The sequence below is a fragment of the Comamonas aquatica genome, from assembly GCF_018064205.1.
Taxonomy (GTDB): Bacteria; Pseudomonadota; Gammaproteobacteria; order Burkholderiales; family Burkholderiaceae_C; genus Comamonas; species Comamonas aquatica.
In genome coordinates this window covers 3,300,945-3,315,932 of the sequence record NZ_CP072916.1, presented here as the reverse complement: position 1 = coordinate 3,315,932, position 14,988 = coordinate 3,300,945, and the positions used below count along the sequence as shown (strand labels likewise).

At 67.9% G+C, this 14,988-nt stretch carries 15 protein-coding genes; 12 read left to right on the top strand and 3 right to left on the bottom strand.

Going from position 1 to position 14,988, the window contains the following annotated elements; all coding sequences use genetic code 11:
* The first annotated feature begins 5 nt into the window (after positions 1 to 5).
* From KAQ61_RS15645 to KAQ61_RS15625, 5 genes are all read left to right on the top strand, one after another.
* On the top strand, positions 6 to 656 hold the full coding sequence (locus KAQ61_RS15645) for an SPOR domain-containing protein (protein ID WP_210929764.1): 651 nt from the start codon (positions 6 to 8) through the stop codon (positions 654 to 656).
* Between the two features lie 55 nt (positions 657 to 711).
* Positions 712 to 1,359 (top strand): thiol:disulfide interchange protein DsbA/DsbL, encoded by a 648-nt coding sequence (locus tag KAQ61_RS15640; RefSeq protein ID WP_042417634.1) that lies wholly within the window; start codon positions 712 to 714, stop codon positions 1,357 to 1,359.
* Between the two features lie 103 nt (positions 1,360 to 1,462).
* On the top strand, positions 1,463 to 2,101 hold the full coding sequence (gene lptA, locus KAQ61_RS15635; RefSeq protein ID WP_210929763.1) for a lipopolysaccharide transport periplasmic protein LptA: 639 nt from the start codon (positions 1,463 to 1,465) through the stop codon (positions 2,099 to 2,101).
* Complete coding sequence (gene lptB, locus KAQ61_RS15630; RefSeq protein ID WP_045265905.1) at positions 2,101 to 2,871, top strand: LPS export ABC transporter ATP-binding protein; 771 nt, start codon at positions 2,101 to 2,103, stop codon at positions 2,869 to 2,871. Before lptA ends, lptB begins: the two co-directional genes overlap by 1 nt.
* 50 nt (positions 2,872 to 2,921) lie before the next feature.
* Positions 2,922 to 4,502: an RNA polymerase factor sigma-54 gene (locus KAQ61_RS15625; protein WP_210929762.1), complete on the top strand. Its 1,581-nt coding sequence runs from the start codon at positions 2,922 to 2,924 to the stop codon at positions 4,500 to 4,502.
* A 192-nt stretch (positions 4,503 to 4,694) separates the two neighbouring features.
* On the opposite strand, the gene KAQ61_RS15620 is transcribed toward KAQ61_RS15625, so the two are convergent.
* On the bottom strand, positions 4,695 to 6,521 hold the full coding sequence (locus KAQ61_RS15620; protein ID WP_210929761.1) for a methyl-accepting chemotaxis protein: 1,827 nt from the start codon (positions 6,519 to 6,521) through the stop codon (positions 4,695 to 4,697).
* A gap of 152 nt (positions 6,522 to 6,673) precedes the next feature.
* Between KAQ61_RS15620 and KAQ61_RS15615 the strand changes: the two genes are divergently transcribed.
* The 3 genes from KAQ61_RS15615 to KAQ61_RS15605 all read left to right on the top strand — a co-directional run bounded on the left by KAQ61_RS15615 (position 6,674) and on the right by KAQ61_RS15605 (position 9,669).
* Positions 6,674 to 7,957: a THUMP domain-containing class I SAM-dependent RNA methyltransferase gene (locus KAQ61_RS15615; RefSeq protein WP_043383713.1), complete on the top strand. Its 1,284-nt coding sequence runs from the start codon at positions 6,674 to 6,676 to the stop codon at positions 7,955 to 7,957.
* 3 nt (positions 7,958 to 7,960) lie between these two features.
* A complete protein-coding gene (locus KAQ61_RS15610) occupies positions 7,961 to 8,449 on the top strand; it encodes a putative toxin-antitoxin system toxin component, PIN family (protein WP_210929760.1) in 489 nt (162 codons plus the stop codon).
* Between the two features lie 116 nt (positions 8,450 to 8,565).
* Positions 8,566 to 9,669 (top strand): 3-deoxy-7-phosphoheptulonate synthase, encoded by a 1,104-nt coding sequence (locus tag KAQ61_RS15605; protein WP_045265909.1) that lies wholly within the window; start codon positions 8,566 to 8,568, stop codon positions 9,667 to 9,669.
* Positions 9,670 to 9,829: 160 nt separating this feature from the next.
* Here the strand turns inward: KAQ61_RS15605 and KAQ61_RS15600 are convergent, their stop codons facing one another.
* Entirely contained in the window at positions 9,830 to 10,834 is a 1,005-nt protein-coding gene (locus tag KAQ61_RS15600; protein ID WP_210929759.1) for an isopenicillin N synthase family dioxygenase, read from the bottom strand.
* A 428-nt stretch (positions 10,835 to 11,262) separates the two neighbouring features.
* On the opposite strand from KAQ61_RS15600, the gene KAQ61_RS15595 reads away from it, so the two are divergent.
* From KAQ61_RS15595 to KAQ61_RS15585, 3 genes are all read left to right on the top strand, one after another.
* Entirely contained in the window at positions 11,263 to 12,297 is a 1,035-nt protein-coding gene (locus KAQ61_RS15595) for an ABC transporter substrate-binding protein (protein WP_210929758.1), read from the top strand.
* Positions 12,294 to 12,818 (top strand): nucleoside deaminase, encoded by a 525-nt coding sequence (locus tag KAQ61_RS15590; protein ID WP_244982914.1) that lies wholly within the window; start codon positions 12,294 to 12,296, stop codon positions 12,816 to 12,818. Before KAQ61_RS15595 ends, KAQ61_RS15590 begins: the two co-directional genes overlap by 4 nt.
* A gap of 216 nt (positions 12,819 to 13,034) precedes the next feature.
* Positions 13,035 to 13,355, top strand: a complete 321-nt coding sequence (locus tag KAQ61_RS15585; protein ID WP_210929757.1) for a DMT family transporter — start codon at positions 13,035 to 13,037, stop codon at positions 13,353 to 13,355.
* Between the two features lie 91 nt (positions 13,356 to 13,446).
* On the opposite strand, the gene KAQ61_RS15580 is transcribed toward KAQ61_RS15585, so the two are convergent.
* Positions 13,447 to 13,767 (bottom strand): heavy metal-binding domain-containing protein, encoded by a 321-nt coding sequence (locus tag KAQ61_RS15580; protein ID WP_210929756.1) that lies wholly within the window; start codon positions 13,765 to 13,767, stop codon positions 13,447 to 13,449.
* 531 nt (positions 13,768 to 14,298) lie between these two features.
* Between KAQ61_RS15580 and KAQ61_RS15575 the strand changes: the two genes are divergently transcribed.
* Positions 14,299 to 14,937, top strand: coding sequence for a response regulator (locus KAQ61_RS15575; protein ID WP_042417672.1), 639 nt, complete (start codon positions 14,299 to 14,301; stop codon positions 14,935 to 14,937).
* Positions 14,938 to 14,988 lie beyond the last annotated feature (51 nt).

Genomic DNA, 14,988 nt, shown 5'->3' with positions numbered 1-14,988 from the left:
GTTTTATGGACAAGCAGCAGCGCGGGGGCACGATCCTCGGCTTCATCCTGGGTTTGATCGTGGGTCTGGGGGTTGCGCTGGGGGTGGCGGTGTATGTCACCAAGGTGCCCGTGCCCTTCCTGACCAAGGGCGAGTCGCGCAACACCCCGGCGGCCGAGAGCGAACGCAACCGCAACTGGGACCCCAACTCGCCGCTGTATGGCAGCACCCAGGCCCGTCCGGCGCCGGCGGCCACTCCTGAGGCCCCGGCTGCCCCAGCGACCGCCACGGCCACGCCGGCGGCGGCCAGCCCGGCCACCCAGCTGCCCGCGGTCGCCGCGGACCCGCTGGGGGATCTGGCCAAGGCCCAGGTCAAGGCAGCCGATGCCAAGGCGGCTGCGGCCGCCAAGGCCGGGGCCCCCGGTGCGGGCGGCTCCGACGGGTTCAGCTATTTCGTGCAGGCGGGGGCTTTCCGCACCCAGGCCGATGCCGACGCCCAGCGCGCCAAGCTGGCCATGCTGGGCTGGGAGGCCCGCATCAGCGAGCGCGAGCAGAACGGCCGTCCCGTGTTCCGCGTGCGCGTGGGCCCCTTCGACAAGCGCGGCGATGCCGAGCAACTGAAGCAGAAGCTGGACGGTGCGGGCGTGGACGCCGCCCTGGTGCGCGTGCAGCAGTGAACTTTCTGAGGCTTTCCCCCTCTCAATGCCCATATCTCAAGAAGGAGTCCTTTTGATGCAACGCCGCCAGTTCTCTTTGGCCGCAGCCACCGCTGCGACCTCCATGGCCTTCGGTGCCAACACGGCTTGGGCACAGGCTGCCGCCCCCAAGGAAGGCAAGGAATACCTGCGCCTGTCGACCCCCGCCCCCACGGAAGCGGCCGCTGGCCAGATCGAGGTGGTGGAGTTCTTCTGGTACAGCTGCCCCCACTGCAACGCGTTCGAGCCCACCTTTGCAGCGTGGAAGCAGAAGGCCCCGGCCAACGTGTCCGTGCGCCGCGTGCCCGTGGCCTTCAACGCCAGCTTCGTGCCCCAGCAAAAGCTGTATTTCGCGCTGCAGGCCATGGACAACTTCGACGCCATGCACGTCAAGGTGTTCCACGCCATCCATGTGGAGCGCAACAAGCTGGCCAAGGACGAGGACATCTTCAACTGGGTCGCCAAGCAGGGCGTGGACGTGAACAAGTTCAAGGAGATCTACAACTCCTTCAACGTCGCCAGCCAGGTGCGCAAGGCCACTCAGGTGCAGCAGGCGTATGACGTGGAAGGCGTGCCCTCCATGGGCGTGGCCGGCCGCTACTACACCGACGGCCCCCGTGCCGGCAGCATGCCGAATGTGCTGCGTGTGGTCGAATACCTGGTGGAGCAAAGCCGTAAGGCCTGATCCGGCCCTGCGGCCCCCATCCCCGAGCCCGCCTTGCGCGGGCTTTTTTGTGGGCTTGGGAGGCAGGATGACTACAATGTCCAGCAAGAAACGTGCCCTGCCCATGACACCCAAACTCCTCACCTGCCTGTTGTTGACTGCCCTTGCGGGGGCTTCTGGCGTGGCGCATGCCGAGCGTGCCGACCGCGACAAGCCCATGAACATCGAAGCCGATGCCTTGCGCCACGACGAGCTCAAGCAGACCAGCGTGTTCACCGGCAATGTGGTGATGACCAAAGGCTCCATCGTGCTGCGCGGCGCGCAGCTGGACGTGCGCCAGGACGGCGAAGGCTACCAGCACGGCATGGTCAAGGCCGAAGCCGGCAAGCGCGCTTTCTTCCGCCAGAAACGCGACACGGCGCCCGGCGCCCCCGAAGAGTTTGTCGAGGGCGAGGCCGAGGTCATTGAGTACAACGGCCGCACCGACGATGTGAAGCTGATCCGCCGCGGCCAGTTGCGCCGCTACACCGGCGGCAAGCTCAGCGACGACATCATGGGCAGCGTCATTACCTACAACAACCTGACCGATGTGTTCACGGTCGACGGCGAAAAGCGCAGCAACCTGCCTTCGTCGGCACCCGCAGGCTCGGGCGGCCGCGTGCGCGCCATCCTGGCGCCCAAGTCCACGCCGGGCAGCAGCCCCGCGCCGGCACCGGCCCAGCCCTTGCAGCCGTCGGGTGGTCTGAACTCCCAAGGACAGTGATGGCAGAAGATTCTCGTGACACGCGTGCCACCAGCAAGCTGGAGGCGCGCCACCTGGCCAAGACCTATGGCAGCCGCAAGGTGGTCAAGGACGTGTCCATGACGGTGCAAAAGGGCGAGGTGGTGGGCCTGCTCGGCCCCAACGGCGCGGGCAAGACCACCTCGTTCTACATGATCGTGGGTCTGGTGCGCTGCGATGGCGGCGACATCCTGATCGACGGCCAGTCCGTGGGCAACATGCCCATCCACCAGCGCTCGCGCCTGGGGCTGTCCTACCTGCCGCAGGAAGCCTCGATCTTTCGCAAGCTGAATGTCGAGGACAACGTGCGCGCCGTGCTGGAGCTGCAGACGGATGCGGCCGGCCAGCCCCTGAGTGCCGCTGCCATCGAGCAGCAACTGACCAGCCTGCTGCAGGAGCTGCGCGTCGAGCACCTGCGCAAGTCGCCGTCGCTGGCGCTGTCCGGCGGCGAGCGCCGCCGCGTGGAGATCGCGCGCGCCCTGGCCTCCAACCCGCGCTTCATCCTGCTGGACGAGCCCTTCGCCGGCATCGATCCGATCGCCGTGATCGAGATCCAGCGCATCATCGGCTTCCTCAAGGAACGCGGCATCGGTGTGCTGATTACCGATCACAACGTGCGCGAAACACTGGGTATCTGTGACCACGCCTTCATCATCAGCGATGGCACAGTACTCGCCCAGGGCACACCCGAGGAGATCGTCGAGAACCCGGATGTGCGCCGGGTCTACCTGGGCGAGCACTTCCGCATGTAGTCTGGCCCGGCAGCGTCGGCAATCACAAGAAAGTTCGAGGGGGTACAGCGTTGAAGCCAGGTTTGTCACTGCGGGTCTCACAGCATCTGGCGCTCACGCCGCAGTTGCAGCAATCCATCCGGCTGTTGCAGCTATCCACCCTGGAGTTGTCCCAGGAAGTCGAGCAAATGCTCGACGACAACCCGTTTCTGGAGCTGGCCTCGGACGACGCCCCGCGCGAGGAGTTCGGCCTGCAGGCCGCGGACGAGCCCGCCCAGCACGAGGGCGGCTCGGTCGACGAAACACCATATTCCATAGCAGACAGCGCAGGTGCCGCAAGCGCTGAAGGCCAAAAAGACCAGGAATCCGCGGCGCCCGACAGCGACGTGCCCAGCGACTGGGAGGGCGACGGCAGCGTCGACATCGCGCACGACGACAGCGAATGGGGCGGCGACGCCCCGGCGCGCGGCAACCGCAATGACGACGAGGATGCCCCCACGGCCCTGGACCTGGCGGGCGCGCACGAGTCGCTGACCGATTTCCTGCACCAGCAGGCGCTGTCGCTGCGCCTGTCCGAGATCGACCGCTATGCGCTGCGTTTCCTGATCGAAAACCTCAACGACGATGGCTACCTCGAGGACCCGCTGCAGGCGTTGGCTGAGGGCCTGGCCGGCACCGACGATCTGGAGCAGCTGGACGAGCTGGTGCACCGCTTCACCGTGGCCCTGCGCCTGCTGCAGTCGCTGGAGCCCGTGGGCGTGGGCGCCCGCGACCTGGCCGAATGCCTGCGCCTGCAGCTGCTGCACCTGCACCGCGAGGATCCGCAGGACGAGATGCTGGGGGTGGCGCTGCAGGTCTGCGCCCAGCCGCTGGAAATGCTGGCGCGGCGCGATGTGCGCAAGCTGATGCAGGCCTGCGGCCTGCCCGAGGCCAAGGTGCGCGCCGCGCTGGGCGTCATCGCTCGGCTGGAGCCCAAGCCGGGGCGGCGCTTCACCGATGTCGAGCGCCACATCATCGTGCCCGACGTGATCGTCAAGAAAACAGCGCGCAAGGGGGGGGATGGCCTGGCGCAGTTCAGCGTGCAGCTGAACCCGGACGTGATGCCGCGCCTGCGCGTGCACGACGTGTACGCCAACGCCCTGCGCAGCCACAAGGGCAGCGACGGGCACGCCGGCCTGCAGCAGCGGCTGCAGGAGGCGCGCTGGTTCATCAAGAACGTGCAGCAGCGCTTCGACACCATCCTGCGCGTGTCCAAGGCCATCGTCGACCGGCAGAAGAACTTTTTCGTGCACGGCGAGCTGGCCATGCGCCCGCTGGTGCTGCGCGACATTGCCGACGAACTGGGCCTGCACGAATCGACCATCAGCCGCGTGACCACGGCCAAGTACATGGCCACGCCGCACGGCACCTACGAGCTGAAGTTCTTCTTCGGCTCGGGCCTGGGCACGGAGACCGGGGGCAACGCCTCCAGCACGGCGGTGCGCGCGCTGATCAAGCAGTTCGTCGCGGCCGAGAGCCCGAAGAAACCGCTGTCCGACAGCCAGATCGCGGACATGCTCAAGGAGCAGGGCATCGAGTGCGCGCGCCGCACCGTGGCCAAGTACCGCGAGGCCTTGAAGATCGCCCCGGCCAACCTGCGCAAGGCGCTGTAGACGCGTTCCGGTCCGGTGGGGGCAGCCGGTGGGACAGCACCGACACAGCGGCCAATCATCAAAAAGAGAGCTGCTGGCGCTCCATACACAAAGGGTTCAGATGGAAAACCATCTGAACCCTTTTATGCAAGCGCGCGAGCAGCTCTCTTTTTAAAACCCCGCGGGCCCGCGCTGCGCGTGCCCGGCGGTGTGTCAGCGCAGGGCCAGGGCCTGCGTGGCGGGCGCGTGGTCCAGCTTGAAGCCGCCGACCACCTCGGCCAGCTGGTGCGCCTGCTGCTGCAACGACTGCGCGGCGGCGGTGGCCTGTTCGACCAGGGCGGCGTTCTGCTGCGTGCCCTGGTCCATCTGGCTGACGGCGCCGTTGATCTCGCCGATGCCGTTGCTCTGCTCCTGGCTGGCGTGGCTGATCTCCGCCACGATGGCGGTGACGCGGCGCACGCTGTCCACCACTTCCTGCATGGTGGCGCCGGCCTCCTGCACCAGGCGGCTGCCGGTGTTGACCTGGTTGACCGAGTCGTCGATCAGCTGCTTGATCTCCTTGGCCGCGGCGGCGCTGCGCTGGGCCAGGGTGCGCACCTCGCCGGCCACCACGGCAAAGCCGCGGCCCTGTTCGCCGGCGCGGGCGGCTTCCACGGCGGCGTTCAGCGCCAGGATGTTGGTCTGGAAGGCGATGCTGTCGATCACGCCGATGATGTCGACGATCTTGCGCGACGCGGCGTCGATCCCGCCCATGGTCTGCACCACCTGGCCGACCACGCTGCCGCCGTGCGAGGCGACGGAGGAGGCGCTGCTGGCCAGCTGGTTGGCCTGGCGGGCGTTCTCGGCGTTCTGCTGCACCGTGGCGGTGAGCTGCTCCATCGCCGCGGCGGTCTCCTCCAGCGAGCTGGCCTGCTGCTCGGTGCGCGAGGACAGGTCCTGGTTGCCCATGGCGATTTCCTGGCTGGCCAGGCGCACCGATTCCGAGGCGGTGCGGATGCGCAGCAGCACGGCGGCGATCTTGTTCACGAAGTGGTTGAAGGCGGTGGCGATCTGTGCCAGCTCGTCCTTGCCGCTGTTGTCCAGGCGCACGGTCAGATCCCCCTCGCCCGAGGCGATGTCTTCCAGCGCATCGCGCACCATGGCCAGACGGCGCAGCTGGCGGCTGACGGCCACCGACACCAGGGCCACGGCCGCCACCAGGCACAGCGCGGTGATGGCCGCCGCCACCTGCAGCAGGTGGCGCAGCGGCGCGGTGGCCTCGGCGCGGTCGATACCGATGGCCAGCACCCAGGGTGTGCCCTCGACCTTGACGGCATACAGCATCTGCTCGGCATCACCGATGGTGACGTTCGCGCTCTGGCCTTGGCTGGTCAGCTGCTCGATCAGGGCCGGCGTCAGCGCCGGCGCGAGGGCGCTCATGGGCTTGAGCACCAGGTCCGCCTGGGCATGCGCCAGGATGTTGCCCTGGCCGTCCAGCAGGAAGGCAAAGCTCTTGGGGGTGGGCTGGATGCTGGTCACCTTGCGGGAGACCGTGTCCAGGTGCATGTCCGAGCCGACGACGGCCACGGTCTGCCCGTTGGTCACCACGGGCTCCACGAAGCTGATGGTCAGCTTGCTGGTGCTGGCGTCAACGTAGGCCGGCGTCAGCGCCGCCTTGCCTTCGCGCACCGCCTGCTGGTACCAGGGGCGCGCCGTGCCGTCGTAGTTCTCGGGCATCGGGTGGCTGAAGACATGGCGCTTGTCGGCAAACACAAAGTAGGTGTCGTCGAAGGCGCCGGCCTGTTTGGCTGCCAGCAGCGCGGGCACGGGCTCGGCCTGGGGCACGGCGGCCTTGATGGAGCTGGTGATGCGCTGCTTTTCCTTGACCCATTCGGTCAGCTCGCCGGCATAGACCTGGGTGAGCTGGTGGATGCGCTGGTCCAGGCTCTCCAGGGTGTTGCTGCGGACCAGCAGGAAGGTGGGCACTGCCAGCGCCAACAGGGACAGCGCAGTGATGGCAACACAAATGCCGATGAGGCGGGCGCGCAGACTCTGGAACATCGAGGACTCCCGAAAGGAGATGTAATAAAGTGATTCTGGCTGCTATTTCGACGGAAATTGAACTGGATCAAGCGCGATCTGCAAAGTTACAGGTGTAAAAAATTGCGTCAAGCAATTCCTGGCGGCAACGCGTATCCTCCGCAGCACTACTTATGAATGCCCTGCAAATTTTTCTGCCCTGCGCCGCCGGCGTCGAGGGCTTTTTGGCCGATGAGGTCCGCGCCATCACTGGCGTCGGCCCGGAGGATGTGCTCACTGGCCGTGGCGGTGTGCTGGTGCGCGCCATGTGGCGCGACGCCCTGTTGCTGAACCTCCACAGCCGCCTGGCCCAGCGCGTGCTGGTGGAGCTGTCGTTCACCGAATACCGCAACGAAAACGACCTGTACCGCGCCGCCAGCGAGGTGGCCTGGGAGATCTGGTTCTCGCCCAAGGAAACCTTCAAGATCGAAGTCACGGCCCAGCACAGCCCGTTGACCAGCCTGAACTTCGCCGCGCTGCGCGTCAAGGACGCGATCGCCGACCGTTTCCGCGCCAAGCGCAACGGCGTGCGCCCCAGCGTGGAGACCCACCACCCCGACGTGCGCGTGCACATGCACCTGACCACGGACAGCTGCACGCTGTACATCGACACCACGGGCGAGGCGCTGTTCAAGCGCGGCTGGCGCGAGGACAAGGGCGATGCCCCGCTCAAGGAAACCCTGGCCGCCGCGATGATCGCCGCCACCGGCTGGAACCCGCACGGCCCCAACCCGCAGCCGCTGTACGACCCCTGCTGCGGCAGCGGCACGGTGGTGATCGAGGCGGCGCAGATCGCGCGCAAGATCCCGGCCGGCATCCTGCGCCGCTTTGCCTTCGAGAAGCTGGTGCCCTTCCAGAAGCATGTCTGGGAAGCCATGCTGGACGAGGCCGAGGCCCAGATCCTGGACGAAAGCCCGGTGCCCATCTACGGCTCGGACGTGTCGCACCGCATGGTCGACTTTGCGCAGCGCAACGCCGAGCGTGCCGGCGTCGGCCAGACCGTGCAGCTGCGCGGCGGCGATGCGCTGCAGCGCATGCCGCCCTGCGAGCAGCCCGGTGTGATGCTGCTGAACCCGCCCTATGGCGAGCGCATTGCCGCCGCCGGCAGCGCCGGCCGCAACGCGGCCGAGCGCATGGGCGTGGTCGAGCGTGCCGGCCGCGAAACCGCGCAGACCGAAGACGGTGTCGACTTTTTCGACCAGCTGGCCGCCCACTGGAAGAAGCATTACAGCGGCTGGCAGGCCTGGCTGCTGACGCCCGACCTGAAGCTGCCCGGCAAGATGCGCCTCAAGGAAACGCGCCGCACGCCGATGTGGAACGGCCCCATCGAATGCCGGCTGTTCCGCTTCGACCTGATCAAGGGCGCGGTCAAGCCCCGCAAGGATGAGAGCGCACAACGCCCATCCGACGAGGGCTAAGCCATGAAAATCGTGCTGAAGTGGCCGGCCTGCAACGCCGGCTACACCGGCCCCTGGCCGCGTCCGCTGGTGCTGGACACGAATGTGGTGCTGGACATGCTGATCTTTGACGATCCGCACATCCCGCCCATCCGCGAACTGGTGGCGCAGGGCGCCGTGCGCTGGATTGCCGACCAGGCCCAGCGCATCGAGCTGGAGCGCGTGCTGCACTACAGCCAGATCGCGCCGCGCGTGGCCTTCTACGGCAAGACCGCCGAGGGCGTGCTGGCGGCTTTCGACGCCGCGGTGACCTATGTGGCCGAGGCGCCCAAGATCCGCTTCACCTGCACCGACCCCGACGACCAGCATTTCCTGGACCTGGCCAGCCAGCACCAGGCCCTGCTGGTCAGCAAGGACAAGGCCGTGCTCAAGCAGCGCAAGCGCGTGGCCACCACCTACGGGGCGACCGTGGGCAACCTCGTGCTGCTGGAAGCGGCGCTGGCCGAGGCCTGAGTCTGGCGATGGCGGCCCCTGGGGGCCGCTGTTTGCACCCCGCCCACCAGGGCCGCAGCGGCGGCACGGAACGGGGCGAATGCGCGGGGGCACGCGCATGGCGCGACAATAGCGGGATGAACGCCCCCACCCACACCAAACCCGCCGCCTTGTCCACGGTGGACAAGACCCGCATCGACGACACCCGCATCAAGACCGTGCGGCCCCTGCTCACGCCGGCCTTGCTGGAAGAGTGGCTGCCCGCCACGGAGCAGGCGCTGGCGCTGGTGGAGCACAGCCGCCGCGCCATCTCACGCGTGCTGCATGGGCAGGACGACCGCCTGATCGTGGTGGTCGGGCCGTGCTCCATCCACGACCACGAACAGGCCATGGCCTATGCGCGCCAGCTCAAGCAGCAGGCCGATGCGCTGCAGGACGACCTGCTGATCGTCATGCGCGTGTACTTCGAGAAGCCGCGCACCACCGTGGGCTGGAAGGGCTACATCAACGACCCGCACCGCGACGACAGCTTTGCCATCAACGAGGGGCTGGAGCTGGCGCGCAAGCTGCTGCTGGAGGTGGTGGAGCTGGGCTTGCCGGCCGGCACCGAGTTCCTGGACCTGCTGTCGCCGCAGTTCATCAGCGACCTGGTCAGCTGGGGCGCCATCGGCGCCCGCACCACGGAGAGCCAGAGCCACCGCCAGCTGGCCAGCGGCCTGTCCTGCCCCGTGGGCTTCAAGAACGGCACGGACGGCGGCGTCAAGGTGGCCAGCGACGCCATCCAGGCCGCGCAGTCGTCGCACGCCTTCATGGGCATGACCAAGATGGGCCAGAGCGCGATTTTCGAGACCCGCGGCAACCAGGACTGCCACGTCATCCTGCGCGGCGGCAAGCAACCCAACTACAGCGCCGCCGATGTGCAGGCGGCCTGCGAGATGCTGGTCAAGGCCGGCCTGCGCCCGCAGGTGATGGTGGACCTGTCGCACGCCAACAGCAGCAAGCAGCACCGCCGCCAGATCGACGTGGCCGCCGATGTGGCGCAGCAGATCGCGGGCGGTGACGCGCGCATCACCGGCGTGATGATCGAAAGCCACCTGGAAGAAGGGCGCCAGGACATCGTCGAAGGCCAGGAGCTGGCCTATGGCGTGTCGCTGACCGACGCCTGCATCAGCATGGCGCAGACCGTGCCGGTGCTGGAGCAACTGGCCGCCGCCGTGCGCGCCCGCCGCACCCAGTCGTAAAGAGCAGAGCGCACTGCGCGCGCCCCCAGCCACTTTCAGCCCTATAGCGTGCTGAAAGTGGCTTTTTGCTTGCGCAGGCAGCTATCTTTTTGACAGACCTGTGCGGCGGAGCACCCCGGGCCGGGTGGGGTGCCCGGGCACGGGGGCTGCGCTCAGTCACTCAGTACTTGTTGGAGAAGTTGGCGCTGATGCGCTGCTTCAGGTACTCGGCGGCGGTGATGTCCGGGTACTTGCCGCCGGGGCTGCGGATCACCACGTCCTCATTCGCCTGGCAGAAGAAGGCCAGGCTGTAGCGTGCGCCCTGGTACTCGTGCGCGGCGGGGTGCTTCACGCGGTGGAAGTTGGAGGGCAGCTGGTCATCGCTCCAGCGCATCAGCATGTCGCCGATGTTGCAGGTGATCACACCCTGCGCGGGCTCCACCGGCGTCCAGGCGCGGCCCTGCATCTCCTTGCCGGGCAGCACCTGCAGGCCACCCTGGCCGGGGCGCTGGAACAGCAGGGTCAGGCAGTCGAAGTCGGTGTGCGCGCCGGCGCGCCAGGTGCCGGGTGTGTGGGCGCCGTCCTGGGCAAAGTAGTGCAGCATGCGCAGCGTGCTCTGGTAGTGCGGGCTGTCGGGCGCATGCGCCCGGGCGAAGAAATCGCTGTCAAAGCCCAGCCTGTCGGCAAAGCAGGACAGCACCTGCATGCCGACCTGCCAGCACTTGGCCTCGAAGGCCAGCGCGGCCTGCTGGAAGCCGGGCAGCTCCTGCTCCGACGGCCACAGCCCGGCCATGCGCGGGCGGGTGATCTGGTAGGACTCCTTCTGGTCGGCCGTGCCGGTGGACGGGCGGATCTGCGACAGGCTTTCCCAGCCGGCGTTGCGCGACAGCGGCCACTGCGCCTTGGTCGCCGTGGGGAGGGCGAAGAAGGATTCGGACAGGGCGAAGGCGTCGTCGATCTCGGCGTTGCTGATGCCGTGGTGGTCGATCTGGAAGAAGCCGATTTCGGTGGCCGCGCTCCACAGCTGCTCGGTGATCTCGGCCTTGCGCGCGGCAAAGTTCGACAGGTCGATGCGGCGGATGTCGCGCTGCACGGTCGTGCCTTCGCTGCCCATGGTGGATTCTTTGCGCAACTCTTCGAGGGCATAGTCGGGCGCGGCAGCGGAGGTGGAATAGATGGCTGGCATGGCAAGGGCTTTCAGGGGCAAGAGGTGGAAATTCCTGCTCGCCCGGCCTTGCACCGGGGTGGTGCGCTCAGCGGGGCGGTCAGGCCTGTTGCGGTGCACGCAGGCACCGCACGCTGAGCAATTTCCGGCCGTGCCCGCCGGCCAGGCTGGGGGCACTGCTGAACGCTTCTACTCGTGCACCTTGATTCAAGCCAAAACCGTGCCAGGCCGCGCTGCGCCATCTTTGCGTTGCCGCAAGGCGCGCTGGCATGCGATGTGCTTGGCAGGGTGCTGAGTAGAAGCGTTCAGCACACCACGGCCCTGGCCGTGCCGCCGGAAATTGCTCACCCCCACGGCTGCAGGACGGCCGTGGACGGGGTGGGCCAGCCTGGCGCGCGCACCCCGTCTGCCCCGGCTTGCAGCACATCCCCCGATGAAGGAGTTTTGCCATGCAACGCCGCCACTTTCTGCGCTCTGTGTCTTCCCTGTCCGCCGCTGCGGCCCTGGTGCCCGCCCACACCTGGGCGCAGGGGGCCAAGCCCGCCCTGACCCCCGTGAAGTTCACCCTGGACTTCAAGGTCACCAGCCAAACCGCACCGTTCTTCCTGGCCGCGGCCAAGGGCTACTACGCCCAGGAAGGGCTGGACGTGCAGATCGACGTGGGCGCGGGCTCGGTGGCGTCGCTCACGCGCGTGGCCTCCGGGGCCTACGACCTGGGCCTGGGCGACATCAGCGCCCTGATCGAGGCGCACGCCAAGGGCAGTCTGCCCGTGCAGGCGGTCTACCAGTACTACAACCGCGCGCCCTTCGTCATCATCGGTCGCAAGGACCGGGGCATCACCACCCAGATGGCCAGCCTCAAGGGCAAGAAGGTGGCCGCCGCGGCCGTGGAATCCACGCGCCGCAGCTGGCCCATGGTGGCCGAACAGCAAAAGCTGGGCAGCGACTTCTTCGAATGGGTGACCACCGACTTCAGCGCGCGCGACAACGTCATGGTGCGCGGGGACGTGGACGCCGCCACCTACTTCCACGACTCGGCCGTGTCGCTGTTCCAGCGCATGCCGCCCGAGCAGCTGAGCGTGCTGTCCTATGCCGAGGCCGGCGTGCACCTGTACGGCAATGCCATCGTGGCCAGCACCGCACTGATGAAGGACAAGCCCGAGCTGGTGCGCGGCTTCCTGCGCGCCACCCAGCGTGCCCTGCTGGACGCCCTGGCCAACCCGGCCGAGGCCCTGGCGGCGGTGCGCGCCCGCGAGCCCATGCTGCGCGACGACCAGGAGCGCGCGCGCTGGGCCATCACACGCACCTACCTGGCGAACGCCGAAACCGCCCAGGTGGGCCTGGGCCGCATCCAGACGGCCGTGCTGCAGCAGCAGATCGCGCAGATCGGCAAAACCTTCGGCCTGCCACAGCTGCCCACGGTGCAGGCGGTGTGGAACACCGGCTTTCTGCCCACGGCCGTGCAGCAAGGGGCGGGCGCATGACCGCGATGACAGCACCTTCCGTGGCCACCTTCCCGGCCGAGCAGCCCGTGGCCGAGCGCGACGCCACCTACCTGCGCCAGGCGATTGAGCTGTCGCGCACTGCGCGCCAGCGCGGCAACCGGCCCTTTGGCTCGGTCATCGTGGCGCCGGACGGCACGGTGCTGGGCGCGGGCTGGAACAGCAATGGCGAGTCTGGCGACTGCACTGCGCATGCCGAGGTGCAGGCCATTCGCGAGGCCTGCCAGCGCCACGACCGCACGGCCCTGGAGCAGGCCACGCTGTATGCCTCTGGCGAGCCCTGTGTGATGTGCGCGGGCGCCATCTTCTGGGCCAACATCCGCCGCGTGGTGTATGGCATTGACGACCAGCGCCTGCGCGTGTTCCGTGGCGAGCGCCTGGACCAGCGCGATGTGGAGCTGTCATGCCGCGACGTGTTCCGTGCCGCGCCGTTCGCGGTCGAGTGCACCGGCCCGTCCCTGGTGGACGAGGCCAGCCAGCCCCACGTCGGCGCCTGGAAGTAAGGCGCGAGCGCGCGCCGCGGCCCGGGCGCCACTGTGGCGTGGCAACCACCCAGGCGCTGCCCGGGCTTGGGACGGCGCGCGGGCCACGGGCGCAGGGCCGGCCTACACTGGCTGCAGCTTCACAGCCGCGCGCTGTGCCACCAGGGACGGCCCTGGCGGAATCCACATCCGGGGACGGCCCCTGTGCGGTGCCTGGCACCGCCAAGGAGCAGGGTCATGGCATGGTGGTATCTGTTGGTGGCAGGGGTGTTGGAGGTGGTGTGGGCCTACACCATGAAGCAGTCGCAGGGCTTCACACGGCTGCTGCCCAGCGTGATCACCGGCGTCACCATGGTCGCCAGCTTCGGCCTGCTGTCGCTGGCCATGCGCACGCTGCCGCTGGGCACGGCCTACACCATCTGGACCGGCATCGGCGCCGTGGGCGCCTTCGTGGTTGGCATCACGGTGCTGGGTGAGCAGGTCAGCGCCACGCGCGTGCTGGCGGCCGTGCTGATCGTCAGCGGCCTGGTGCTGATGAAGCTGTCTGCCACCGAGTGAGCGCGGGGTGCCCGCAGGTCCGTGCGGCGCGTGACCGTGGTGCCCCTCTTGAATGCAGCCGCTGCGGCGGCCCTCCCTTTGCCGGGGTCGGTCAGGCCAGGACCACGGCCGTGCCGCTGGCGGACACCATCAGCATGCTGTGCCCCGTGCCCAGGATGGCGTAGTCCAGGTCCACACCCACCACGGCGTTCGCCCCCAGCTGGATGGCGTGGGCCTGCAGCTCCTGCAGCGCCAGTTCGCGCGCCTTTTGCAGTTCGCGTTCGTTGGAGCCCGCGCGCCCGCCCGTCAGGTAGCGGATGCCGGCAAACATGTCCTTGAACACATCGGTGCTGAGGATGACCTCCCCCGCGACCACGCCGCAGTACTTGCTGATGTGCTTGCCTTCCACGTTCGGGGTGGTGGTGATGATCATGGGGCCTCCAGGCGCGGCTGCGCATGACGGCATGCTCCAAGCGCGCAGGGCGTGCGCGGTGTAGGACGCAGGCCGAAAGCACCGCGCAACCCCGACCAGACCCGGACCAGCGTGCCCGGCCCAGGCCGGCGGGCTGTGGCGCGATGCCCACACCTGGCGCAGGTGGCATGTTGCGGTGCAAAAAAATCGCATGTGGTTTATACTTACGTCTACGGGTTATCACTTAGAGGTTATCCCGAAGTTGTGCGGTGGTTGAGATGCCCGCCCACAGCACCCCCAGCAAGGCATCTCGTATTTACAGAAAGAAGACTGTCATGCGCCAAGCCCTCAACACCGTGATCGAGTTGATCCAAGCAGCCCGCGCTGCCCACCTGGAAATCGCCAGCCAGTAATCTGGCCCTGGCGGCAGCCGCTGCGGCTGCCTGACAAATGCAGTGACAAATGCCCTTCAGCCACAGGCTGCGGGGCATTTTTGTTGGGGGTTTGCGCCGACAGGGGGCGTGGATATGGCCCGCATGGCAGACTCGCGCCATGCCCCACCCCACCTTGCTGGTCGCCGACGACCATCCCCTGTTCCGTGCCGCGGTGCTGCACGTGCTGCGCGAACGCTTTGCGCAGTACCAGACGCTGGAAGCCGCCAGCGCCATGACCGTGAGCAGCACGCTGCAGGCCCACCCCGAGGTGGAGCTGGTGCTGCTGGACCTGACCATGCCGGGTGCGCGGGGCTTTTCCACGCTGCTGCATGTGCGCGGCGAGTACCCCGAGATCCCGGTGGTCATCATCTCCTCCAACGACCACCCGCGCATCATCCGCCGGGCCCAGCAGTTCGGGGCGGCGGGCTTCATCCCCAAATCGGCCCCGGCCGAAGACATCGCGGCCGCCGTGGCGGCGGTGCTGGACGGTGGCAGCTGGTTTCCGCCGATGGCTGCGGAGCGCTCCGAGGCCGACGCCGAGCTGGCGGCGCGCCTGGCGCAGCTCACGCCGCAGCAGTTCCGCGTGCTGCTGTGCATTGCCGATGGCCTGCTGAACAAGCAGATCGCGCACGAGCTGGGGCTGGCCGAGAACACCGTCAAGGTGCATGTCACGGCCATCCTGAAGAAGCTGGCCTGCTACTCCCGCACCCAGGCCGCGGTGCTGGTCAAAAGCCTGGAAAACGACCGCGAGGCCTGAGTGGCGCAGGCCCCAGGCGGGGCAGACTTTCATTGGTGTTTTGGGGTACTT